Here is a 22,385-nt window from a genome sequence, read left to right on the forward strand (position 1 = left end):
TTCGTCAGCTGTGCAACAGGAAATGTTCGAGCACGCGAGTGCCGAATTCGAGGGCGGGGACCGGAACCCGCTCATCCACCCCGTGGAACAGGGCCGTGAAATCCAACTCCGGCGGTAGTTGCAGCGGCGCGAACCCGAAGCAGCGAATCCCCAACTTCGCGAATGCCTTGGCGTCGGTGCCGCCCGACATCATGTAGGGCACGGTGCGCCCCTGCGGGTCGTGCGCCAGGATCGCCTCATTCATGGCATCGACCAGGTCACCCTCGAAAGTGGTCTCGTAGGAGTCGAGATGGGTGATCCACTCCCGCTCCACATCCGGGCCGATCAGCTCGTCGACCTCGCGCAGGAACTCCGCCATCCGCCCGGGCACCACCCGGCAGTCCACCACGGCCTCCGCCGTCTGCGGAATGACATTGGCCTTGTAACCGGCCTGCAGCATGGTCGGATTCGCGGTATCGCGCAGGGTCGCGCCGATGATGCGGGAGATGGTGCCCAGCTTCGCCAACTGGCCGTCCAGATCCGGATGGTGCGGATCCAGGTCCAGACCCGACTCCTCCGACACCGCCGCCAGGAATTCGGCCACCGCGTCCGAGATCACCAAGGGGAAGGTGTGTTTGCCGAGGCGGGCCACCGCGTCGGCAAGGATGGTCACCGCATTGTCCTGATGGATCATCGACCCGTGCCCGGCGCGCGCCTTGGCGCGCAACCGCATCCAGCCCAGGCCTTTCTCCGCCGTCTCCAGCAGGTAGAGCCTGCGCTCGCCACCGTCGGGGCGCGGCACCGTCAGCGAGAAACCGCCGACCTCGCCGACCGCCTCGGTGATCCCGGCGAACAGATCCGGCCGATTCTCCACCAGCCAGTGCGAACCCCAGCGGCCGCCGTTCTCCTCGTCGGCGAGGAAGGCGAAGACGATATCGCGCGGCGGCACCGTGCCCTCCAGTTTGAACTGGCGGGCCACGGCCAGCATCATGCCGACCATATCCTTCATATCGACCGCGCCGCGCCCCCACACGTAGCCGTCGCGCACCGCGCCGGAGAACGGGTGCACACTCCAGTCCTCGGCCTGCGCGGGCACCACGTCGAGGTGGCCGTGCATCAGCAACGCGCCCCGATTCGGATCGGCCCCCGGCAGGCGGGCGAACACATTGCCGCGCCCCTCCGCGCCGGACTCCACGTATTCGGTGACGTACCCGGCCTGGTGCAACTGGTCGGCCACCCACAGGGCGCATTCGCGCTCCCCCTTGGTGGTGGCCGGGTCTCCGGTGTTGGAGGTGTCGAACTGGATCAGCTTGCTGACCAGTTCCACCACCTCGCCCACCGCGCGCGTGCTTCGATTCGGATCTTCGACGGTTGACACACCCCCTTTCCTACCATCCGGGATCGGTTCTGCCACGGCGATCCCCACGCCCGCACCGTCCGCCGATGCGCACCGCGTGCCGATTCCGGTCCGAATCACCGTGAGCCGAACTCCCCGGCGCGTGCCCGGCGCGGCGGGCGGGTCGGCGGCGCAGAATCGGGGTGTGACCGGAGACGAACCCGAAAAGCTCACGCACGGAACCCAACCCACACTTCGCACACCCGAAGGGCTGGTCCTGCGGCCCTGGTCGCCCGACGATGCCGCCGATGTCCTCGCCGCGTATCAGGATCCGACAATCCGGCGTTGGCACCACCACCCCGAACCCACCCTGACCGCGACCGCCGCGCTCCTCGAGAACTGGGCGCGCGCCTGGGACGCGGGCTCGGGCGCGCACTGGGCGGTCACCTCCGACGGTGCGCTGCTGGCGCGTGTCTCGCTCAAACACTTCTCCGCGCGGGAAAGGTCGGCCGAGATCGCTTACTGGGCGCTGCCTTTCGCGCGGGGGCGGGGAATCGTCAGCACGGCGGTGGGCACCGCGACCGAGTGGGGATTCCGCGCGATCGGTTTGCATCGGATCGAACTCGAGCATTCGATCGGGAATCCCGCCTCGTGCCGGGTGGCGGGGAAATGCGGGTTCGCGTGGGAGGGCACCAAACGGCAGTCGATTCGGCATGCCGACGGGTGGCACGATATGCATCTGCACGCCCGGCTCAGCGATGACTGAGGATCCGTCGGCGGGTGGCGGATAGATTGCCGCGGTGCGGATCATCGACATCCTCACCGCTGACCACCTGCCGCGCACCGAGCCTTCGCGACGCCGGCCTGACTTCTCGCATACTCCCGGCCGGGGATGTCACACTTCCGACCGCCGCATCGTCGTCCTGATATCCAGCCGCTGCGGCGGCCCGACGAGAGGACACCCCATGGAAACCCGCTTCAATCTCTTCGCCGACAAGGTCGGCGCGGACATCGTCAAGCGCCTCGCCGCCACCGGGCCGACGCTGCGAAAGTCCACCCTGCCCATCCGGATTCAGCATCTCGTGGAGATCCGCGCCAGCCAGATCAACGGCTGCGGCTTCTGCACCGATATGCACACCAAGGACGCGATGGCCGAGGGCGAGACCACCCTGCGTTTGAACCTCATCGCCGCTTGGCGCGACGCCACCGTCTTCACCGAGGCCGAACGCGCCGCCCTCGCCTTCACCGAGGAGGGCACCCGCATCGCCGACGCCCACACCGGCGTCGGCGCCGACACCTGGTCCGAGGTTCGCAAACACTTCGACGACGACCAGATCGGCGCCCTCATCTCCGTGGTCGCCCTCATCAACGCCTTCAACCGCCTCAACGTCATCGCCCGCACCCCTGCGGGCAGCTACGAGCCCGGCATGTTCCACTGACCCCGAATGCGCTTGCAGCGCCGCCAATTCCGGTCACGGCGCGGGGGGATGGGCAGCCCGCTGTTGGGACGCGGTCGAGCCACGTCCCAAGCTTCGCCCCCGATGCGCGCCTTTGATCAGGACAACGGTTCCATTCGGTGACCTGCCGAACTTGGCAGTGAATAGATTATCGGCATGTCGGCGCGCTCTCGGACCCGGCCTGCCGCTGCATCGTCGACGTACCCTTCAGCGCGCCCTCTCGCCTTCCGTCGGTCTCGAGGTCAGCTACCGATGGCCACCTCGGCACCTACGAGCCGGTGTGCAACACCTCTTCGAGGTGGTTCGCGGTGAGCGCGCGATCGAACCAGGTCCCGAGCTTCGCCGCGTCCGCACTTTTGATCGACACAATGGTCTGCTTCGGCAACCTGCCGAACTTCGACGCCAACAGCTTCAACAGCATGTCAACGCGCTCTTGGACACGCCCTTCGGCCCTGAGGGTGTCTGCGATGGTCATTACTATCTCCTTGGCATCGGAACCCAGTCGCGCGAACGCAGTGTCGATGATCTCATCCGAGGTCAGGTCGGTATTCAAAATGTACCCGGCCATCGCCTTCAAGTCTTCGTCGTCAAAGGAGCCCTCCGGCGCGTCCAGCATGTGGTCGATCAAGCTGTTCAACTCGACCTCGGCGTTGCGGCTCGGCCGTGCCATCGTGAGGAGCATGAGCAAGGCGAATACCGGCACCGTCAATGGACGTTCCCGCAGCGCGTCCACTTTCGTGGCACAGACGTCGTCGAGCAGGAAGCGGAACCGGGGCAGGTAGGCACCGAACTTCTCCAACGCGACCGGGTCCGCATCGATCACATCCAACAACTCGGTCGGCCCGGTCCACCGCGCGCGGCGACCCGCGTGCACCACCAGCGGGATGATCAGTGGCACCTTCTTCGGCTTCGGCGTCTTCGGTTGATCCGCCAGCCACCGATTCCAGATCTGCACCATGTACTCCAGCATCCGGAACGGCATCAGCGGATCGGGCTGCGACTGATGCTCGATCAGGATATAGATCACCGTAGAGCGGCCGGCCAGCTTTGTCCGGAAGATCAGATCACTCTCGCGCTCCCTGAGTTTCGGGGATATGAGACTCCGGCAGTCGCGCTCCAGCGCATCCCAATCCAGCTGCTCCGCCAGCTCTTTCGGCAGCACGGCACGCAACTCCGACGCCGCATTCGCAAGCGTCTCCAACACCTTCCGGAAATACAGATCGTTGATGTTCGGCCCCCGACTCATGCCGCACAACGTACACCCCGAGATCGTCGCCACGCCAATCCAATTCTCTTGGCATACAGGCTATTTGACTCTGAAAATTACACGGCTCTGTTTCGGATCCAAAACGGGCGGTACGGCGAGCCGGAATGAACTTCGAAAATGGTCGCGACGCGATCCGTTCCGACCCGATCCGGAATCGAAAGCCGCGTCCACGGCGGTGGGGCGCCTATTAGGCCGCGGCCGATTCGAGGTGATTCTTGACGGCGGCCAAGTAAGCGTCATGCGGTTCGGGCGACCCGAAATACGCCCGCAGGGCGCGGGGCAGCGCGGTCTCGGTGGCCAAAGCGGTCACCATCGACCGTTTCACCTCGATCGCACCGCTGCCGAGCGGCACGATCCGGAACGAGACGGTGACGGTGGCGGCGACCGCGCCGAATTCGGTGCGGGCGTTGATCATCCACATGGTGGGCGGGGAGGCGGCGTCGGTGCGCCAGCGCAGGCGGGCGGTGGTGTCGGCGAGGGCGACCACCTCGAGGAAGGTGGTGCCGGTGGCGGCGACGGGGCCGGGAAGGTCGACCAGGATGGAGGCCGGATGCCAGTCCGGCCAGCGGGTCGGGTCGGTGATCGCGGCGAAGACGTCCTCGGCGGGCGCGTCGATGGCGGCGTGGGACTGGGTCTGGAAGATCCTGGTCAATGTTCCCCTCCGATCTGCGGGGCGTCACGCCCCGAGGGGCGGCCGACCGGCCGCCCCTCGAGGTTCTGCAATCATTCAGCATCCATCAGTACCCCGCGAATGATGGTGTGCCGCTGAGCAGTACGCCCGAATCTCGAGTTCTATTCCATTCAGAAACTTTCTAGCAAATCCGATCGCGGGCACGCCCGTCCCATACGGGCGGGTCGGGCGAGACTTTGGTCACATGTCCAGTCAGCGGGGCAGGCGCGGCACCGACGCCAGCAGCCGCCGGGTGTATTCGTGGGCGGGCGCGCCCAGCACGGTGCGGGTCGGCCCCTGCTCGATCACCCGCCCGGACCGCAGCACCACCGTCCGCTCGCACAGCGACGCCACCACCCCGAGATCGTGCGAGACCATGACCACCGTGGTGCCCGCCACACTCAATTCCCGCAGCAGCTCGATGATCTGGATGCGAGTGGCGACGTCGAGCGCGCTCACGGGTTCGTCGGCGAGCAGCACCCTGGGCCGGGACACGATGGCCCGCGCGATGGCGATGCGCTGCCGCTGTCCGCCGGAGAATTCGTGCGGATACCGCAGGGCCGCGTCGGCGGGCAACCCCACGGCGGTCAGCGCTTCGGCGACCCGCTCGCGCGCGGCCGATCCGGTGGCCAACCGCAGCGAGGACAGCGGTTCGCCGACAATGCGGTCCACCCGTTGCCGCGGATCGAGCGAGGAGTACGGGTCCTGGAAGACCATCTGCACATTGCGGCGGAACGCCCGCATCCCGGCCCGGTCGCGCCGGTTCAGTGGCGCACCGTCGAACCACACTGCACCGCTGGTCGGACTCGAAAGACCGAGCAGCAGCGAGAGAATCGTGGACTTGCCCGCCCCCGACTCACCGACCAGTCCGACGCCACTACCTTCCTCGATGGTCAGCGAAACATCCTCGAGCGCGGCCGAATCCGCGCGACGGTAGCGGAATCCGGTGTGGCGCAACTCCAGCACGGCGGTCACGGCTGCACCTCCAGAGCGGCGTCGAGTGCGCGGGCGCTGTGCACCAACTGCGCGGTGTAGGGGTCGGTGGGTGCGGTGAGCAGCCGCTGGATCGGTCCGGATTCGACGACCCGTCCGCCGCGAAGCACCAACGCGCGCTCGGTCATTCGGGCGACCACGGCCAGATCGTGGCTCACGAACAGCAGCGCCATCCCGCGCTCGACCACCAAAGTGTCCAGCAGCGCGAGGATTTCGGCCTGCACGGTGACGTCGAGCGCGGTGGTCGGCTCATCGGCGATGAGCAGTCGCGGGCGACAGGCCAGGGCCATCGCGAGGGCGACGCGCTGGCGCTGGCCGCCGGAGATCTCGTGCGGGTAGGCGCGCGCCACCCGCCGCGGATCGGGTAGGCGCACCTCTTCGAGGGCGTCGAGTACGGCCCGGCGCAGTGCCGTCCCGCGCAGTTCCCAGTGTCGGCGCAGCGGTTCGGCGAGCTGCGCACCCAACCGCATCAGCGGGTCCAGTGCGGTGAGCGGCTCCTGGAAGACGAGTGCCGCGGTGCGACCGCGCAGCGGCACCAGGGCGCGCTCGCGCGCCCCGACAACCTGCACACCGTCGAGTCGGGCGCTGCCGCGCGCGGACAGTCCGGCGGGAAGCAGTCCGGTCGCCGCGTAGGCGGTCAGTGATTTACCCGAACCGGATTCGCCGATCAGACCGACCCGCTCCCCCGCGTCCAGTGTCAGCGACACATCGTGCACCAGGGGCGTCCCGTCGCGACCGTGCACGGACAGCCCGGCGATATCGAGGATCATCGCGACCTCCGCCGGGTCGGGTCGCCGAGGTCGCGCAGACCGTCGGCCACCAGGTTGACGCCGATCACCAGGACCACCACCGCGACACCCGGCGCGATGGCCCCGACCGGCGCGGTCGCGACCGTCCCCTGCGCCTCCTGGAGCAGTCGTCCCCATGAGGCGTTGGGCGGCGGCGCGCCGAGTCCGAGATACGACAGGCTCGCCTCGGCCAGTACCGCGACCCCGAACTGCAGGGCCAGGTTGACCACGAGCGTCGGCCAAATGTTGGGCAGCACATGCTTTCCCACCACACCCGGCCATGAGGTGCCCGAGGTGCGCGCGGCGGTGACGTACTGCTGGGCCAATACTCGTTTGGCCAGCACCCTGGTCAGTCGCGCGACAGCCGCCGACATGGCCAGTCCGATGGCGAGGATCGCGGTGCCCAGGCTCGCGCCCTGCGCGGCGACGATGAGCATGGCCAGCAGCAGGGTCGGGAAGGCGATGAGGATGTCGAGGAAGGCGGAGAGGGTGTCGTCGAGCCAGGCGCCCGCGAAGGCGGCGAGCACGCCGATCGTGACGCCGATCAGCGCGCCGATGGCGACCGCGCCGCCGCCGACGGCGAGTGCGACCCGTGCGCCGATCATCACCTGGGCGGTGAGGTCGCGGCCGAGTTTGTCGGTGCCGAGCCAGTGCGCGCCGCTCGGACCCTCCAGTCGCCCGCCGGAGGTGTCGCTCGCGGGATAGGGCAGCCAGAGCAGTGAGAGCACCGCGACCACCGCCACCGCCGCGACCAGCGCCGCCCCGATCAGCAGTGCGGGCGAGTATCGACTTTTCATCGCGCCCCCGAAATGCCGTGGCGCAGCCGGGGATCGATGAGCCGCTGCACGATATCGGCGGCGAAGCCGATGAGGAGCACTGCCAGTGTGCTGATGAGCAGGATGCCCTGGATGTTCGGGTAGTCGTGCTGCTGGATGGCGCGCAGCAGCATGGTGCCCAGTCCGGGGAGAGTGAACACGCTCTCCACCACGACCGCGCCGAGGAAGGTGGTGGCCAATTCGATGCCGAGCATCGAAACCACGGGCACCGCGCCATTGCGTATTCCGTGCCGCCACAGGGCCGCTCCGAAACTCGCGCCCAATGAACGCGCGGTGCGCAGGTAGTCGCTGCCGAGCACATCGAGTGTCGCGGCGCGTACATAGCGGGCGATCGAGGCGCTCATCACCAGTGCGACGGTGGCCACCGGCAGCGCCAGCGAGGTGAGCGCCGCGCCGGGATCGGCCCAGTCGTCGCGCGGAAATCCGCCGGAGGGAAACCATTTCAGGTCGACCGCGAAGACGCTGACCAGCAGGATGCCGATCCAGAACACCGGGACGGCGATCCCGAGTTGCGAGAAGGCCGACAGCGCGACCCCGTACCAGCGGTCGGCGCGCCAGGCGGCCACGAATCCGATGACCAGCGCCATCGCCGCCGCGACCGCGAAGGCGAGGAAGGTCAGCGGGATCGTCACCACCAGCCGCGTCCCGATCTCGGGACCGACGGGCAGCGAGGTGATGAACGACCGCCCCAGGTCGAATGTGGCCAGCTGCCCGAACCATTCGGTGAATTGGCGAGTCGGCGGTTGGTCGCTGCCGACCTGGTGCCGCGCCGCCGCGATCTGCTGCGGCGTGGCCTGCACCGACAGCAGCGCGTTGGCGGGATCGCCGGGCAGCACGCGCAGCAGCAGGAAGATCGCGACCATGGCGAGCAGCAGCGACACCACCAGGAATGCGGTGCGCCGCAACAGGTATGCGGCCATCGGTTACTTCTTGACGATGTTGTAGGTGTAGAAGGTGGAATTCAGCCCGTTGATCGTGTACCCGCCGAGATTGCCCGCGGCGACCACGATCTGCGGCGTCAGGTAGAGCCAGGCGCTCGCCGCGTCCTTGGCGATCTGCTCGTTGACGAGCTTCAGCTTCGCCACCTGATCCTCCGGACGGGCCGCCTGCTCGGCCTCCTCCACCCACTGTGTGACCTGCGGATTGCGGTAGCCCCAATAGAAGTCGGGATTGCCGTACCAGACGACGTCGCGATCATTGACGTGCTCCTGGAGGGTGGCTTCGAAGTTGTGTTCCTTGAACACCTTCGAATACCACTCGTCGGCGGAGATGGGCCGAATATTCACGGTGACACCGATTTTGGCGAGTTCGCTCTTGACGAATTCGGCGACGGCCGGATGCGGATCGTAGGTCGGGGTGTCGAGGGTGAAGGCGAAGCCGTTGGGCAGGCCCGCCGCGGCGAGTTCCCGCTTGGCGAGGTCGATATCGTGCGGGTTGACCTTGGTCAGATCCTCGTACCACGGATCGCTCGGCGGCACCATCGAACCGATGAGGGTGCCGTATTCGCCCCAGATGGAGTTGAGCAGCTTCTTGGTGTCGATGGCGGAGTAGACGGCCTTGCGCACTTCGGGCTTGTCGAACGGTGCGACGCGATCGTTGAAGGCGAGCAGTTCCTTGACCGTCGACTTGCCCTCGTTGATCGTGTAATCCTTGTTGGCTTTGAGGCGCGAGAGCGCGTCTGGGCTCTGGATATTCGTGATGATGTCGACCTTGTTGGTCAGCAGCGCGTTCGAAAGCGCGGAGGCGTCGGTGAAGTAGTCGAACACCACTTCCTTGTTCTTGGCTTGTTCACCCCAGTATCCGCTCCAGCGTTCGATGCTCAGTGAACTGCCGCGCTTCCACGCGCCCAGGGTGTAGGGGCCGGTGCCATCGGCAGCGGTGCGGTAGTCCTGCACGCCCGGCCCGTACATCCAGACGTAGCTCAGGTAGTAAGGCAAGGAGATGGAGCGGGTCCTCAGTTTGACCACGACGGTGTGCGGGTCGGGAGTTTCGATGGCCGAGATCACCGAAAGCTGGGATTTGCGTGCGGATTTGGATTCCGCGGCGGTGACCCGCTCGAGGCTGCGTTTGACATCGGCGCTGGTGAATTCGGCGCCCGAGTGGAATTTGACGCCGTCGCGCAGGGTGAAGGTGTAGGTCAGGCCGTCCTCGCTGGTCGCGTACTTGGTGGCGAGCAGGGGTTCGACCTTGCCGTCGTCGGTGAGTTTGAAAAGACCTTGGTAGACATTGCCGTTGAACGCCTCGGTGACGCCGCTGCCGCTGCCCGCGGTGTTGTCCAGGTTCACCGGTTCGTTCTGTGAGCCGACGGTGATGACGGCGTCCGCGCCACCCGCCGAGGAGGCCCCATTCGCGCAGCCCGCCAAGGCCACGGCGGCGGCCAGGCCGAGAGCGAGCAGGACGGGGCGGCGGGGCGTGCGCAAGGCGTTCTCCTGATTTCGAGCGGCGAGCACACCCGTGGCAAGCATCGGACCCGAATCTAGGCAAACCCTGTTATGGACGCGAGGCCGATACCGGCGACGAGTACGGCGCGAACCACAGTCGGGCGGTAGAGCAAAGGTCAAGCTACTTTCGCCCGGTAGGAGTGTCAACCATTAAACGCACCGAAGATCCGAATGATCATTTTCACACGGAAGGGTTCGCTACGCGGGGTCCAACTCGGCCAGCAGGCATTCGGCCTGGCGGCGCAGCAGCGCCAATTGTCGCTCGGGAGTGAATCTTTCGGGGTCGAAGACGGCCTGGATGCCGATACCGTCGATCACCACCATCAGGGCCTCGGCAACCTCGTCGAGTGCGGGTCCGGCGCGGTGGCCCGCCGTGATCAACACCAGCCGCACCCCCTCGTGCCAGGCGCGATACCGCTCGCGGTGATCGCGCGCCAATTCCTCGTCCTGAAGGGCGGAGTCGCGGAAGGCGATCCAGACCCGCCACTCCTCGGTGCGTGTTCGGTCCAGCGGCAGGAAATGACCCAGCAGCGCATAGAGATCCGTGGTCTGCGAGATGCCCGCCGCGACGCGTTCCGCGACAGTGGAACTCGCGGCCGCCAGTGCGGCCCGCAGCACCTCGCGCTTCCCGGCGAAGTAGTGCACGACCATCCCGGTGGTGCAGCCCGCCTCGGCGGCGATATCGCGCACGGTGGTGTTGGCGACGCCCGAGGCGGCGATGACCCGGCAGGCCGCGGCGCTGATGGCTCGGCGGCGCTGTTCGTGATCCACGATTCTCGGCATTGACACGAGACTTTACCTCACGGATATTACGTAACCGTGGTTATGAAAAAGTCGATCAAGCGCACCATGCTGGTCACCGACCTCGGCTTCCTCGCCTACTGGATCGCGACCGCGTTCGGCGTCATCGGCGTCGGACCCGATCCCTTTCTGCGACAGTGGAACTGGTCATTCCTCGGACTCGATCTGGCCGCCATCGGGCTCGGACTGGCCGGACTCGCACTGAAGGGGCGGGCGATCGCGCTACCGCTGCTGGTCGTGGCGCTGCCGCTCACCTCGGCGGCCGGGCTGATGGCGTTGAACTTCTACGTGATTCGCGGCGAGTTCAGCCCGCTGTGGTGGATCCCGAACCTGTGGTTGCTGAGTTTCCCGATCCTCGCGCTGATCGTCGCGTTCCGCGACACGTCCACCGATCGGGTCCGGATGACCGTGTAGTCGAAGTGTTCGCGCGCCGAGCTGATTGTCTTGCGACACAAGGGAATATCGGCGACCAAGGTAGTCATTTCGAGGTCGAACTACCCTGCCGACGGCGGGCGCGCCGGCGAAATGTAGCCGGTATGAGGACCATTGCCGGGAACCACCCCGATTCCGACACCGTCAGAGCCGCGCTGGGACTCGCCGTGCGAGCACCGTCGCTGCACAATACCCAGCCGTGGCAGTGGCGGGTCGGCGGTCCGACGGTGCACCTGTACGGCGATCCCGACCGCTACCTGCCGATGACCGATCCCGACGGCCGCGAGATGCTGCTCAGTTGCGATGCGGCCCTGCACCATCTGCGGATCGCCGCCGAATCGCTCGGCTGGCGAACGAAGGTGCGGCGCCTGCCGAACCCGGCCGAACCCGAGCATCTGGCCGGAATCGAATTCTCCGCCGCTACACCGACATCGGAGGTGATCACACTGGCAAAGGCGATCGCTCACCGTCGCACCGACCGCAGGCGGGTGACCTCGTGGGAGGTTCCGGCCGCGCACCTGCGCGCGATGATCGCCGCGGGCTGCGCCGAAGGCGCGTTCATCACCGAGATTCCGGGCGGCCCAACGCGCATCCGGCTGGTCGAGGCCTGCACCGCCGCGGCGCGCGCGCACGCCGCCGACGCAGGCTACCGCTCGGAACTCATCGCGTGGAGCGGGCGCCACGCAGCGACCGACGGCGTCCCCGCCCGCAACGCCGTCGCACCCGCCGACCCGATGACACGGGAATTCCGCGCCCACACCATGTCCGAACCACCCCTGTGCGATCTGGCCGACCACGGCGCCCTGCTGCTCGTGCACACCACCGCCGACGACCACCTCTCGCGCCTGCGCGCGGGCGAGGCGGCCAGCGCGGTCCTGCTGAGGGCCACCGCCCTCGGCCTGGCCACCTGTCCCCTCACCGAACCACTCGAACTGCCCGGCACCCGCGAATTGGTCGCCGAGGATATCCTCCCCGACAGCGGATTTCCCCAGATGATCATCCGAATCGGCTGGGCCGCCACGAGTTCGCCGCCCATCCCGCCCACACCGCGCCGCCCCCTCGCCGAGGTCGTGGCGCCCATGGGCTGACCCGCGATCGCCCCCTCGGCGAATCAGGAATCCAGGCGCGGCGCCACCAGGGTGAGGTCGCCGTCGTAGCGCCGATACAGCAGACGACCGCGTCGATCGGCGGGATCGCTGAAGAAGAGGAAGGGCAGCCCGTACCGGCAAAGGTGGGCGACGGCCTCGTCCTCGCCGAGATGCGCAGCCGGATGCGGACTCACGGTCAGCCCGGCGAGGCGGGAGGCGGGCGGCCCGAGGCTGAGCTGCCGCGCCAACCGGACACCGAGCGGTCCGGCGCGGTAGACAACGGCGTCCAAACCGGTTTCGGCGTCGGTGAACAGGTGCGCGTCGTAGTCCATGGCGTTCAGGGCCGAAATCGCCTCGTACGCGCTCCCGTTCAGCAGTGCGCAGGCTTTGTGGCGGGCGATCGGACGCGACTCGGTCGGCATGGACAGCGCGGGTCGGGCCGGATCCGGCCAGCGGCGCGGCGCGGTCTTCTCGCCCGCCAGTTGTCGTTCCAACCTGTCGGCGGCCAACCCGGCGGCGGTGCCCGGCGTGCCGACGACCTGCGCCCGCACCGGCGTCGCACCGCGGGTGGCGTTGGCCTGCACCAGAATCGGGCCGCCAAGGCAGGAGGCGGCACTGATCCGCACCCGCATCGATCCGCTGATCCCGCGCCTGGACAGCACCCCGCCGAGTCCGGCCACCGCCCGCTCCGCCCAGCCGTCGGGCACCGCGCCGCGCAACGTGAGCTTGATCGAATCCGCCTGCGACCCGGACGATCTCATCTGACGGTCCCCCCGCTTCCTCGGTAGCCGAAACAGCGCGGCACAGTCGAAACCGCGCGCCGCCCATATCACCACCGGCTCGCAACGCGGGGCAGGGTCGAATGTCCCCGTCCCGCAGGGACCGAATGCCCCCAATCCATCGGAAGTCCCGCGCATCGGGGACATGGTGCCCTGTCGGACGCGCGGCGCGCCGGGCACCGTGGAAGTCGAGGAAAGGATCTGGATGACCGGTGCATTCCCGCAGCGGCGCGCACTGACCGCCGCGCTCGATCTCGCGGTGCGCGCGCCGTCGGTGTATCACCGTCCGCCGTGGCGCTGGCGCGTCGATTCCCGCGCGGTGCGTCTGCACCTGGATCCGACGTGCATGCATCGCGATGCCGTGATCGGGTGCGGCGCGGCCATGCACCATCTGCGAATCTCCTTGGCGGCCCTGGGGTGGTCGACGATCGTGGATCGCTTCCCGACCCCGGCCGACCCCACGCACCTGGCCTCGCTCGAACCGGTGCCGCACCGTCCGACCGGCAGCGAACTCGCCCTGCACGGCGCCATATCCCGCAGGGGCGGTGACGATCGCTTCGGCTCGCGCCCCCTCCCGCCGGGCTATCTGGGGTTGGTCAGCGAGCGTGCCGCCACGCTCGGCGCCACGGTGCACCGACCCGCCGACGCGGCGCGCGATCGTCTGGTCGCCGCGATAGAGCTTGCCGCGCACCATCATTCGATCCCGACACCGTCGAACCGACCGGGGGGCCTGCCGCGCGATATCGAGCGGACCCCTGCCATCGAAAATCACCACGCCACAACGGATTCCACCGAACTCCTGATCCTCGGCACCCGAACCGACGACCCCCGCGCCCATCTCGACGCGGGCGAAGCCCTCAGCGCGGTCCTGTTGACCGCCACCAATATCGGCCTCGACACCCGAATCCTCACCGAACCCATGGCCCACGAAGCCCTGCGTACCGAAATCCGCACCCATGTCCTCGGCCGCCGCGACCACCCGCAGGCGATCATCCGAATCGGCAGGCCGACCGCCGTCGCGGCCCTGGACTGTCAAGGGACCTCCGTCACCGATCCGGGGACCACCGCCGCGCCTCGCGGGCGTTACGCTCCGTACGCTGAGCCCATGGCTCGGAACGGAATCCCCCGGTGATCACGGTATTTCTCGTCGACGACCACGCCATCGTGCGGCGCGGCGTCGCCGATCTGCTCGGCGCGGAATCCGATCTGGAGGTCATCGGGGAGGCGGGCACGGTGGCGCAGGCGCTGGCGCGCATTCCGGCGCTGCGGCCCGATGTGGTGGTGCTGGATGTGCGTCTGCCCGACGGCAATGGCATCGAACTGTGTCGCGACCTGCTCGATCACCATCCGGCCCCGCGCTGCCTGATCCTCACCTCCTTCACCGACGAGCAGGCCATGCTCGACGCCATCCTGGCGGGCGCGAGCGGGTACGTGGTCAAGGACATCGGCACTCTGGAGTTGTTGGAGGCCATTCGCGAGGTCGGGGCGGGCCGTTCCCTGCTGGACAATCGCGCGGCGGCGGCGCTGATGGCCAAGCTCCGCGAGGAGGCCGCCGCCAAGACCGGCCCGCTGGCCGGACTCACCGATCAGGAACGCACGCTGCTCGGTCTGCTCGGCGAGGGCCTGACGAACCGTCAGATCGCCAGTCGAATGTTCCTGGCCGAGAAGACGGTCAAGAACTATGTCTCGCGGCTGCTCAGCAAGCTGGGCGTGGAGCGGCGCACCCAGGCCGCGCTCATCGCCTCGAAGCTCGATGTGCCGCCGCTTCGGGAGTGATGCGAGAATCCGGGCCATGGCCTCCGATTCGTCCCCGGTGCTGGAAACCCTGTCCCAGTTGCGGCTGCGCGAGCTGCTGGCCGAGGTACAGGACCGAATCGCACAGATCTCCGGCGTCCGCGACCAGATGGATCGCCTCATCGAGGCGATGCTGGTGGTCACCGCCGGCTTGGATCTGGACAATACGTTGCGCTCGATCGTGCACACCGCCATCGAACTGGTCGAGGCCCGATTCGGCGCGCTGGGCGTGCGGGGCGAGGCGGGCGCCGAGCTGGCGGAGTTCGTCTACGAGGGCATCGACGACCGCACCAGGGTGCTCATCGGCGATCTACCGCGCGGTCACGGGGTGCTCGGCCTGCTCATCGCGGAGCCGAAACCCATTCGGCTGAGCAACCTTTCGCACCATCCGGCCTCGGTCGGCTTTCCGGCGCACCATCCGCCGATGAGCACCTTCCTCGGTGTCCCGGTCAAGGTGCGCGACGAGGTGTTCGGCAACCTGTATCTGACCGAGAAATCCGGTGGCCGCGAGTTCACCGAGGACGACGAGGTGGTGGTGCAGGCCCTGGCGGCCGCGGCCGGTATCGCCATCGCCAACGCCCGCCTCTACGAACAGTCGCGGGTGCGTCAGCAATGGTTGGAAGCCACCCACGAGGTCGCCACCGAACTGCTCGCCGGTGGTGCGACCAATCAGGTGCTCGACCTCATCGCCGATCGCGCCCGCAGGCTCACCCGGTCCGAGAGCGTCTTCCTGGCGCTGCCACGCGACGAAGAGTTTCTGATGGTCGCGGCCGCCTCCGGCCTCGGGGCGAAAGTCCTGCCCGGACAGGAGATTCCGATCGAGGACTCCGATATCGGCACCGCGTTCCGCCGGGCCGGGGTCCGCGCCGTCGACCGTCCGCGGCCGCTCCCGGACTACCGCGAGCACGCCGAATTCGGTCCGGCCCTCATCCTTCCGCTGCGCGCCGCGGGCACCGTGATCGGCGTGGTGACGGCCCTGCGTCCGGTCGGGGCCGCACCGCTGGATCCGGCGGGTCAGTCCATGCTCACCGCCTTCGCCGACCAAGCCGCACTGGCCCTGCAACTGGCCGAGACCCAGCGCCGCATGCGCGAACTCGATGTACTCACCGACCGCGACCGCATCGCCCGCGACCTGCACGACCACGTCATCCAGCGGCTGTTCGCCGTCGGACTCTCCCTGCAGGGCACCGCGCAGCGCGCCCACACCCCCGAGGTCGCCGAACGCATCGCCGACACCATCGTCGACCTGCAATCCATCGCCCAGGAGATCCGGCACTCGATCTTCGACCTGCACAGCAACACCGGCGCGGACACCCCCACCTTCCGCAGGCGGCTGCACGACATCGTCGCCGAGATGACCGCCGACGCCGGTCTGCGCACCACCATCCGCCTGGCCGGTCCGGTATCGGTGCTGGAGCCGCCGCTGTCCGACCACGTGGAGGCGGTGTTGCGCGAAGCGGTCAGCAATGCGGTGCGCCACGCTCAGGCGGGCACCGTCACCGTCCGGCTCGCGGTGCACGACGAGGTCACCATCGAGGTCGCCGACGACGGCATCGGGCTGCCCGCCCACCTGCCCCGCACCAGCGGTCTGGCGAATCTGCGGGCGCGCGCCGAGAGTGCGGGCGGTTCGTGCACCGTCGCGCCCGTGCCCACCGGTGGCACGCTGCTGCGTTGGTCCGCGCCGCTGCCATAGGCCCGCTATTCGTGGATGCGGGACAGAATGTTTCGACTACACATGCACCCGGTCCGCGCCGATCCGCTCAATGCGCCGCCGCCCCCACGCCCCCAGCGGTTCCAGCGCCGCGTTCAACGCCGCACCCGACTCGGTGAGCCGATACTCCACCCGCGGCGGAACCTCACGATAGATCTCGCGCGCCACCACCCCGTCCTCCTCCAATTCGCGCAACTGTTGGATCAGCATCTTCTCCGAGATCCCCGGCAGGCCGCGACGCAACTCACCGAACCGCCGCACACCCCGCTCCGCCAACTCCCAGAGAATCAGCGACTTCCATTTCCCCCCAACCACATCCATCGCCGCATCGATCCCGCAGAAATACGGTCCGGTCCGTCTCGCGCCCACGCCTCGACCTCCCATTCATCCGCCACGAACCTACCCACACAACACCTGATTGTGGCGCGCCGGTCAGACCGTTGTTTGATCCGCCACCATCGGTGCGCTTCCATTCGGCCGACGAAACGACTGAACGGAGCCGTCAATGGGATCGCTGGGACGACAGTTCGAATGGTTGTGGGCGGCGTACGGAATCAGCGCACTCGGCACCTGGCTCGCGTTCGACGCGTTCGGGCTCGTCGCGATCCAAGTGCTGCACGCCGGTCCCGGCGCGGTATCCGGATTGGCGGCGGCCGGACTCGCGGTCGGCGCGGCGCTCGCGGTGCCGCTCGGACCGTGGCTCGAATTCCGACGCAAACGACCGACCATGATCGCCATGGACCTGCTGCGCTTCATTCTCCTGCTCAGCGTGCCCGCCGCGTATGCCCTCGACCTGCTCACCTTCGGCCAGTTGCTGATCGTGTCCGTCCTCACCGCCGCCGCCGACATCGCCTGCACCGCCGCAACCGGTTCCTACCTCAAAATGCTTGTCCCCCAAGAGAACCTCCTCGCCGCCAACGGTCGCTTCGAATCCACCGCCTGGACCACCACCATGCTCGGCCCCCCACTCGGCGGCGCGGCCATCGCACTCTTCGGCCCGGTCGTCACCGTCACCGCCAACGCGATCAGCTTCCTGCTCTCCGCCGTCGGCCTGCACGCCATCGGCGGACAAGAACCTTCCCCGCCGCCACGCACCACCACACCGCGAACCCGCGACCTGCTGACCGGCTGGCACTGCCTGCTGTCCCACCCGACACTGCGGCCCCTGCTGCTCAACGCGAGCCTCGTCAACGGGCTCATCATGGCCACCGCACCCCTCATGGCCGTCCTCATGCTCACCCAACTCGGCTTCGCCACCTGGCAATACTGCCTCGCCTTCGCCGCACCCTGCCTCGGCGGACTCCTCGGCTCCAGACTCGCCCGACCACTCGTCGGCCGATTCGGTCCGCAGCGGGTGCTACGGGGCGCAGGAGCGTTGCGGGCGTGCTGGTTGATCGGGCTACCGTTCGTTCAGCCGGGCGCGGTGGGGCTCCTGCTCGTAATGGTCGTCGAACTCGGGCTGATCACCTGCTGCGGGGTCTTCAATCCGGTGCTGGCCACCACCCGGCTCGAGCTTCTTCCCGCCGATCGGGTGGTGCGCGCGCTGTCGGCCTGGTCGATCACCACCAAGGCGGGAACCGCTGCGCTCACCGGCCTCTGGGGGCTGATCGCGACCCTTATCGGAACCCGCCCAGCCCTCGTCCTCGCCGGGCTGCTGGTGCTGGCGAGTCCACTGCTGCTTCCGCGCCGCAGCACAATGCTTCACCGGGAATCGGTCACGAGTCGCCCCTAGCGCGGTCCCCACTACTCAACTACTCGACGTGAGTGATGAACCTCACCCACCCATCCAACGGCCCCTCGCGGCGTCCGAACCCCAACCAAGATCATCTTCCACCACCCCCCCCCCCCCCCCCGCTCACCAACAAACCCCCCGTAATCAGGCGATTTGGTCCACACAACCGTCATCCGATAATGTTGCTGACACACCGGTCCGGGTGGCGGAATGGCAGACGCGCTAGCTTGAGGTGCTAGTGCCCTTTATCGGGCGTGGGGGTTCAAGTCCCCCTCCGGACACAACGAAAGTGCAGGTCAGGGGCATAACCGTAAGATTGTGCCCTCTCTGCGTCAACATTGCGGTCAACAAACAGGGAATCTGAGGGGATTCGGCCTGACAGAAAGACCGAGCAATGCCACGCCCTCGCAAGACAACTCCCCGTATTCGTGTCCGCAGTGACGACACAACCTTCTCCCAGGTTTGCTACCGCATCGTGCGCCCCGGTCGGGACAAGCCGGTGCAGACCTCCCAGAGTTTCGACGATCCCGCCGCCGCGATCCGATGGGCCAAGCTCCTCGACCGCGTCGGCCCGATCGAGGCCGAGCGCGTACTCGCCGCGCAACTCGCCGCGGCACCCGAGGTGACCATGTTGACGCCGTGGCTGCACCGCCACGTAAAGCTGCTCGGCGAATCCGTCGAGGAAGAGACGAAACGTAAATACCGGCGGATCATCGACCACTCGATCACGCCGTTCTTCAACGGCAACCACCTCCCGGTCGACGCGGTCACTCCCGACCTGGATGTCGCGTGGGTGGAATGGCTCGCGCACGAACTCGGCAACTCACCGAAGACCATCGCCAACAAACACGGACTGTTGTGCTCGGCGATGGCCGCGGCGGCCCGGCGTCGACCGACACCACTGATCCCATGGAACCCCTGCGCGGATACCAAGCTGCCCAAACGGATTTCGCGCGAGGTCGACCATCTCGGTGAGGACGAGTTCGAACTCGTCGACGAGCTGCTCGCCCCGTTCTGGCGCTCCTGGTGGGAATTCGGGGTGATGTCGATGGCGCGACCGGGCGAGCAGGGCGCACTCACCGTCGGCGACATCAACCGTATGACAGGTGCCGTCTCGATCACGAAAGCATGGAAATGGGCCAACGGCAAACTCAAGCTCGGCGATCCGAAATCCGCCCGCGGCATCCGCACGACCTTCGTGCCGCTGGAAACCGTTGCGCGCCTGGATCTCGACCGCGACGCGAGCGCGCCCCTGTTCGTCGGGCACACCGGTCGCCCGGTGACAAGTATCAGGTTCTGGGACGAGGGTTGGGCACCGATGATGGACCGCCTCCGCGCACTCGCGGCCGACGATTCCACTCCGTTCGGCGGTCGAAAGGGGTGGGAGGGTTTGCCCTATGACGTTCTGCGGCAACGGTTCGGGCACCTCGCCAAACGCATGGCCGCCAAGAAACTCACCCCCTACACCAGCCGCCACACCGGCATCAGCTGGCGCCTGCAGGACGGTGAACCGATCTGGGTCGTCAGCCGCGACGCCGGACACTCATCGATCGCGATCACCGACGCACGATACGGGCACATCTCCGCCGCGGCGAGCGCGGCCAGTGCCGAGGCCATCGCGGGCAGGCTTCCGCGGCTGCGTGCTCACATCCTCGACCTGGAACAGGCACGGCGACGACGACTCGTGCGACTCGGGCAACTCGGCGAGATCGAGCGCGTCGCAGGCGGATTCGAAGCCGTCTGGATGGACGAGCACGGGCTCGTGCGATCGACCGTGTTCATCAAGTACGACGAGGCGGTCGACCACGTAGCCGAGCACGAGGCCGGCGACCTGCTCGCCGCCGCGTGACCTAGCTGTCGAAGAGGCAGCCGAGGCGAGAACCGAAGCGGCCGAGACGGTCTCGTGTATTCGGCGCGAGTGTGACCGCGCGGTCGCCGCGGTCACTACTGTGGCCGATACCGAAATCGCTTGCGCACGCAACGCGCACACGCTCGCCAAGCGCCACGCACGGTTAACCAGATAGAGACAAGACCCGAAAACCTAGGCCGCGCAAGGCATTGCGCGACCTAGGTCTTTCTGCGCAAACGCGGTTCAAACGCTTTAAAAGATAACAATTTCGGCAAATTGAGCATAGGGCATACCGGTCTCGATAATTGTAGTTACGATCACGTTACCGAGTGGTCCTACGATTCGGGCGGGGGACACCACACACGACGCACGGCACACGCCGCCCGGTGGTATCGAACATGTGTTCGAGCGAGCAAGTCGGGGTGCTCGCGGCCTGCGACAGGCAACGAGCGATCAAGGGCGCGGTATGGGGCAGATGACAGATCGACACGACGTAACCGCATCAACCAGCGTGGCGGCTCTAATAAGGCTCGCCAATCGCCTAGGCGTGCGGGCGAGTCGGCTACTCCCCGCCGCCAACACCCTTCTGTGCGGCGTCGACGAAATCACTGGCAGAGACGCCGAGCCCGCGAGCGATCGCGAGCACCTGCGTCACTGACATCTCCCGCTCCTGTGTCTCGAGGCGGGAGATTGTGTTGACACTCAGCCCCGCCCGCTTGGCGAGCTCGGACTGTTTGAGGCCCTTGCGGGCACGCTCGGCGCGCAGATGTCCAGCGAGCGCCCGATTCTCGGGGTCGTCGTACTTGGGGCGGCCCGCTTCGTGGTCACCATCTTTGCTCATTGGGTGATTGTCGCCCCCAATTGGGTGTCCAAGCAACTCTGGCGGCCCATATGGCCTCGATTCGACATGTCCACACCACGCCAGCAAGCAGTCACCTAATCGGAGTTGACGAACACCTAATTGGGTGTATCGTCCTCCACTATGGATAGCGACAATGCAGGGCGGATAGCGGCAACTCTCCGTGTCGCCCGCGCGCGCCGGGGGATCACCCAGGAGCAGCTAGCGACGCTGTCGACGCTCGCCCCGCAAACCATCAGCCGGTTTGAGCGCGGCCGGCGCGAACCGAGGGTCAGCCAGCTCATGCGCATCGCCGCCGCGCTCGGCACAACGCCGTCGGAGCTGTTGGCCGGGGTGGAGGCTGCCGCGTGAGCGCCGTACTCGAGTTCAAAACGTTCACCCTCGCAGAGGTTTGCGAGATCACGAACGCGCCGTCGGTCGACTGGCTCTCGCGCCGTATCACGAGCGGCGAAACCCCCGCCGTCCTCGCAGGGCAGTCCTGGGTGATGACCGAGTCCGACATGGCCGTGCTCGTCAAGCAGATGCGCGAGGCCGGGCAGGCCAAGCTCGCAAAGCTCGCCGAACGCCGTCCGGCCATTGAATCGAACTCCCCCACTGAACCCGCCTCGAACGCCGGGCTGAGCCCGCGCACCGCCCGCCGCATGGCTCGCCGAACCGCCGCCAACGCGGCCTGACTTCCCTGCGGTGGCTCGCCGAACGCCGCCACAGGGTTTGCGGGACCGACCGACGGACCGCCGGGTGCACCCCCTCACACCCGTACACGGTCGGCCCCGCACTCACCAACCGAACCGACAGACAGGAGACCCCGGAAATGGGCTGGGTCGAGGTCTACGAGCAGGCCGCCGAACGTGCGCACTCGCTCCGCGTCGACGGCGCGCCCGGCGTCAACGCCGATATCTGGCACCGGCTGTATGAGGCGATCGACGCCTCGGGCTGGGTATCCGGCCGCAGCCTCGCCCCACGACACATCCGAGAAATCGCGCACGCGGCCGTCGCCGTGCTGTGCCCACCCACGTCCGAAAGACGCCCCGACCGAATGCGACTCGGCCGGGGCTGGTGATTCCCGTTCCAGAGAACCAAGGAGATGCTACCGATGCAGTGGCTTGTCCCTGACGTCGACCGCACACACGGTCGTCGACCCAAGCACGCGCTCGACGTGACGAACGCCGTCACTGTCGCGGCCATCGCCGCCGTGCTCACCGCCGAACGCGCGGCCCGTGCCGCCCGGCGCGGCACCTCGGCGACCACGTGGCAGCGCTCGGCCGACACCATCCGCAACGCGATCGTCGTCTGCAATGGGGCGATTGTCCCGACGGCCCCACCGGCGAACATCGACCCGGCACCGACACTGCCGCTTTCGCAGCGCGAATTGTTCGGCCTGCTCGAGATCGACGGTGGGCGACCCATGCACGACCTCGATTACGCGCTGCGGATGGGTGGTGCGCGATGACTCCTGTTGAACTCGCCGCGTGGCTCGAGGAGATGGCGGAAGGCTGCCGAGCGCGGGCAGCTGCCGCCGAGGTCCGGTACAGCGGATCCCAGTACCCGCACCTGACCGGAGGGTACGAGCAGC

At 67.4% G+C, this 22,385-nt stretch carries 25 protein-coding genes and 1 tRNA gene; 14 read left to right on the forward strand and 12 right to left on the reverse strand.

Features of this window, described 5'->3' with window-relative positions; genetic code table 11:
• Nucleotides 1–4: 4 nt before the first annotated feature.
• Nucleotides 5–1,357: a M20/M25/M40 family metallo-hydrolase gene (locus D5S18_RS18335; protein ID WP_120042279.1), complete on the reverse strand. Its 1,353-nt coding sequence runs from the start codon at nucleotides 1,355–1,357 to the stop codon at nucleotides 5–7.
• A gap of 163 nt (nucleotides 1,358–1,520) precedes the next feature.
• Between D5S18_RS18335 and D5S18_RS18340 the strand changes: the two genes are divergently transcribed.
• Together D5S18_RS18340 and D5S18_RS18345 are read left to right on the forward strand one after the other, a co-directional pair.
• Nucleotides 1,521–2,081 carry a GNAT family N-acetyltransferase gene (locus D5S18_RS18340; RefSeq protein ID WP_158607900.1) on the forward strand — a complete coding sequence of 187 codons (561 nt, stop codon included), beginning with the start codon at nucleotides 1,521–1,523 and terminating at the stop codon, nucleotides 2,079–2,081.
• A 199-nt stretch (nucleotides 2,082–2,280) separates the two neighbouring features.
• Nucleotides 2,281–2,754, forward strand: a complete 474-nt coding sequence (locus tag D5S18_RS18345) for a carboxymuconolactone decarboxylase family protein (RefSeq protein ID WP_120042280.1) — start codon at nucleotides 2,281–2,283, stop codon at nucleotides 2,752–2,754.
• Nucleotides 2,755–3,040: 286 nt separating this feature from the next.
• On the opposite strand, the gene D5S18_RS18350 is transcribed toward D5S18_RS18345, so the two are convergent.
• The 8 genes from D5S18_RS18350 to D5S18_RS18385 form a co-directional block, all read right to left on the reverse strand.
• Entirely contained in the window at nucleotides 3,041–4,018 is a 978-nt protein-coding gene (locus D5S18_RS18350; protein ID WP_120042281.1) for an Rpn family recombination-promoting nuclease/putative transposase, read from the reverse strand.
• A 208-nt stretch (nucleotides 4,019–4,226) separates the two neighbouring features.
• On the reverse strand, nucleotides 4,227–4,691 hold the full coding sequence (locus tag D5S18_RS18355; RefSeq protein WP_120042282.1) for an SRPBCC family protein: 465 nt from the start codon (nucleotides 4,689–4,691) through the stop codon (nucleotides 4,227–4,229).
• Nucleotides 4,692–4,922: 231 nt separating this feature from the next.
• The gene (locus tag D5S18_RS18360) at nucleotides 4,923–5,684 is read right to left on the reverse strand and encodes an ABC transporter ATP-binding protein (protein ID WP_120042283.1); all 762 of its coding nucleotides are present in this window, start codon (nucleotides 5,682–5,684) and stop codon (nucleotides 4,923–4,925) included.
• A complete protein-coding gene (locus D5S18_RS18365) occupies nucleotides 5,681–6,472 on the reverse strand; it encodes an ATP-binding cassette domain-containing protein (RefSeq protein WP_120042284.1) in 792 nt (263 codons plus the stop codon). The genes D5S18_RS18360 and D5S18_RS18365 overlap by 4 nt, the downstream gene beginning before the upstream one ends.
• A complete protein-coding gene (locus D5S18_RS18370) occupies nucleotides 6,469–7,287 on the reverse strand; it encodes an ABC transporter permease (protein ID WP_120042285.1) in 819 nt (272 codons plus the stop codon). The genes D5S18_RS18365 and D5S18_RS18370 overlap by 4 nt, the downstream gene beginning before the upstream one ends.
• A complete protein-coding gene (locus tag D5S18_RS18375) occupies nucleotides 7,284–8,246 on the reverse strand; it encodes an ABC transporter permease (protein WP_120042286.1) in 963 nt (320 codons plus the stop codon). The genes D5S18_RS18370 and D5S18_RS18375 overlap by 4 nt, the downstream gene beginning before the upstream one ends.
• Before the next feature lie 3 nt (nucleotides 8,247–8,249).
• Nucleotides 8,250–9,791: an ABC transporter substrate-binding protein gene (locus D5S18_RS18380; protein WP_120042287.1), complete on the reverse strand. Its 1,542-nt coding sequence runs from the start codon at nucleotides 9,789–9,791 to the stop codon at nucleotides 8,250–8,252.
• Between the two features lie 174 nt (nucleotides 9,792–9,965).
• Nucleotides 9,966–10,550, reverse strand: a complete 585-nt coding sequence (locus D5S18_RS18385) for a TetR/AcrR family transcriptional regulator (RefSeq protein WP_120042288.1) — start codon at nucleotides 10,548–10,550, stop codon at nucleotides 9,966–9,968.
• A gap of 42 nt (nucleotides 10,551–10,592) precedes the next feature.
• Between D5S18_RS18385 and D5S18_RS18390 the strand changes: the two genes are divergently transcribed.
• Nucleotides 10,593–10,982: a DUF5360 family protein gene (locus D5S18_RS18390; RefSeq protein WP_120042289.1), complete on the forward strand. Its 390-nt coding sequence runs from the start codon at nucleotides 10,593–10,595 to the stop codon at nucleotides 10,980–10,982.
• Between the two features lie 122 nt (nucleotides 10,983–11,104).
• On the forward strand, nucleotides 11,105–12,088 hold the full coding sequence (locus tag D5S18_RS18395; RefSeq protein ID WP_120042290.1) for an Acg family FMN-binding oxidoreductase: 984 nt from the start codon (nucleotides 11,105–11,107) through the stop codon (nucleotides 12,086–12,088).
• 23 nt (nucleotides 12,089–12,111) lie between these two features.
• On the opposite strand, the gene D5S18_RS18400 is transcribed toward D5S18_RS18395, so the two are convergent.
• Nucleotides 12,112–12,849, reverse strand: a complete 738-nt coding sequence (locus D5S18_RS18400) for a sigma 54 modulation/S30EA ribosomal C-terminal domain-containing protein (protein ID WP_120042291.1) — start codon at nucleotides 12,847–12,849, stop codon at nucleotides 12,112–12,114.
• 223 nt (nucleotides 12,850–13,072) lie between these two features.
• Between D5S18_RS18400 and D5S18_RS18405 the strand changes: the two genes are divergently transcribed.
• From D5S18_RS18405 to D5S18_RS18415, 3 genes are read left to right on the forward strand one after another with little or no spacing between them, the layout of a single operon-like run.
• The gene (locus tag D5S18_RS18405) at nucleotides 13,073–13,999 is read left to right on the forward strand and encodes a nitroreductase family protein (RefSeq protein WP_147403992.1); all 927 of its coding nucleotides are present in this window, start codon (nucleotides 13,073–13,075) and stop codon (nucleotides 13,997–13,999) included.
• Nucleotides 13,996–14,643, forward strand: coding sequence for a response regulator transcription factor (locus D5S18_RS18410; protein ID WP_120042293.1), 648 nt, complete (start codon nucleotides 13,996–13,998; stop codon nucleotides 14,641–14,643). The genes D5S18_RS18405 and D5S18_RS18410 overlap by 4 nt, the downstream gene beginning before the upstream one ends.
• A 16-nt stretch (nucleotides 14,644–14,659) precedes the next feature.
• Nucleotides 14,660–16,354 (forward strand): sensor histidine kinase, encoded by a 1,695-nt coding sequence (locus D5S18_RS18415; RefSeq protein WP_120042294.1) that lies wholly within the window; start codon nucleotides 14,660–14,662, stop codon nucleotides 16,352–16,354.
• A 36-nt stretch (nucleotides 16,355–16,390) separates the two neighbouring features.
• Here the strand turns inward: D5S18_RS18415 and D5S18_RS18420 are convergent, their stop codons facing one another.
• The gene (locus tag D5S18_RS18420) at nucleotides 16,391–16,741 is read right to left on the reverse strand and encodes a winged helix-turn-helix transcriptional regulator (protein WP_239003861.1); all 351 of its coding nucleotides are present in this window, start codon (nucleotides 16,739–16,741) and stop codon (nucleotides 16,391–16,393) included.
• A gap of 136 nt (nucleotides 16,742–16,877) precedes the next feature.
• Between D5S18_RS18420 and D5S18_RS18425 the strand changes: the two genes are divergently transcribed.
• The 3 genes from D5S18_RS18425 to D5S18_RS18435 all read left to right on the forward strand — a co-directional run bounded on the left by D5S18_RS18425 (nucleotide 16,878) and on the right by D5S18_RS18435 (nucleotide 19,953).
• Nucleotides 16,878–18,104: an MFS transporter gene (locus D5S18_RS18425; RefSeq protein WP_120042296.1), complete on the forward strand. Its 1,227-nt coding sequence runs from the start codon at nucleotides 16,878–16,880 to the stop codon at nucleotides 18,102–18,104.
• Between the two features lie 196 nt (nucleotides 18,105–18,300).
• Nucleotides 18,301–18,385, forward strand: a tRNA-Leu gene (locus D5S18_RS18430).
• 194 nt (nucleotides 18,386–18,579) lie between these two features.
• A complete protein-coding gene (locus D5S18_RS18435) occupies nucleotides 18,580–19,953 on the forward strand; it encodes a tyrosine-type recombinase/integrase (protein ID WP_147403993.1) in 1,374 nt (457 codons plus the stop codon).
• Between the two features lie 562 nt (nucleotides 19,954–20,515).
• Here D5S18_RS18435 and D5S18_RS18440 read toward each other — a convergent pair.
• The gene (locus D5S18_RS18440) at nucleotides 20,516–20,794 is read right to left on the reverse strand and encodes a helix-turn-helix domain-containing protein (protein WP_120042298.1); all 279 of its coding nucleotides are present in this window, start codon (nucleotides 20,792–20,794) and stop codon (nucleotides 20,516–20,518) included.
• A gap of 141 nt (nucleotides 20,795–20,935) precedes the next feature.
• Here D5S18_RS18440 and D5S18_RS18445 point away from each other — a divergent pair, with 141 nt between their 5' ends.
• The 4 genes from D5S18_RS18445 to D5S18_RS18460 all read left to right on the forward strand — a co-directional run bounded on the left by D5S18_RS18445 (nucleotide 20,936) and on the right by D5S18_RS18460 (nucleotide 22,262).
• Nucleotides 20,936–21,163, forward strand: a complete 228-nt coding sequence (locus D5S18_RS18445) for a helix-turn-helix domain-containing protein (RefSeq protein WP_120042299.1) — start codon at nucleotides 20,936–20,938, stop codon at nucleotides 21,161–21,163.
• Nucleotides 21,160–21,486: a hypothetical protein gene (locus tag D5S18_RS18450; protein ID WP_120042300.1), complete on the forward strand. Its 327-nt coding sequence runs from the start codon at nucleotides 21,160–21,162 to the stop codon at nucleotides 21,484–21,486. The genes D5S18_RS18445 and D5S18_RS18450 overlap by 4 nt, the downstream gene beginning before the upstream one ends.
• A 137-nt stretch (nucleotides 21,487–21,623) precedes the next feature.
• Nucleotides 21,624–21,872, forward strand: coding sequence for a hypothetical protein (locus D5S18_RS18455; protein ID WP_120042301.1), 249 nt, complete (start codon nucleotides 21,624–21,626; stop codon nucleotides 21,870–21,872).
• A 33-nt stretch (nucleotides 21,873–21,905) separates the two neighbouring features.
• Entirely contained in the window at nucleotides 21,906–22,262 is a 357-nt protein-coding gene (locus D5S18_RS18460; RefSeq protein WP_147403994.1) for a hypothetical protein, read from the forward strand.
• Nucleotides 22,263–22,385: the final 123 nt, after the last annotated feature.

Source organism: Nocardia panacis (assembly GCF_003598715.1).
Taxonomy (GTDB): domain Bacteria; phylum Actinomycetota; class Actinomycetes; order Mycobacteriales; family Mycobacteriaceae; genus Nocardia; species Nocardia panacis.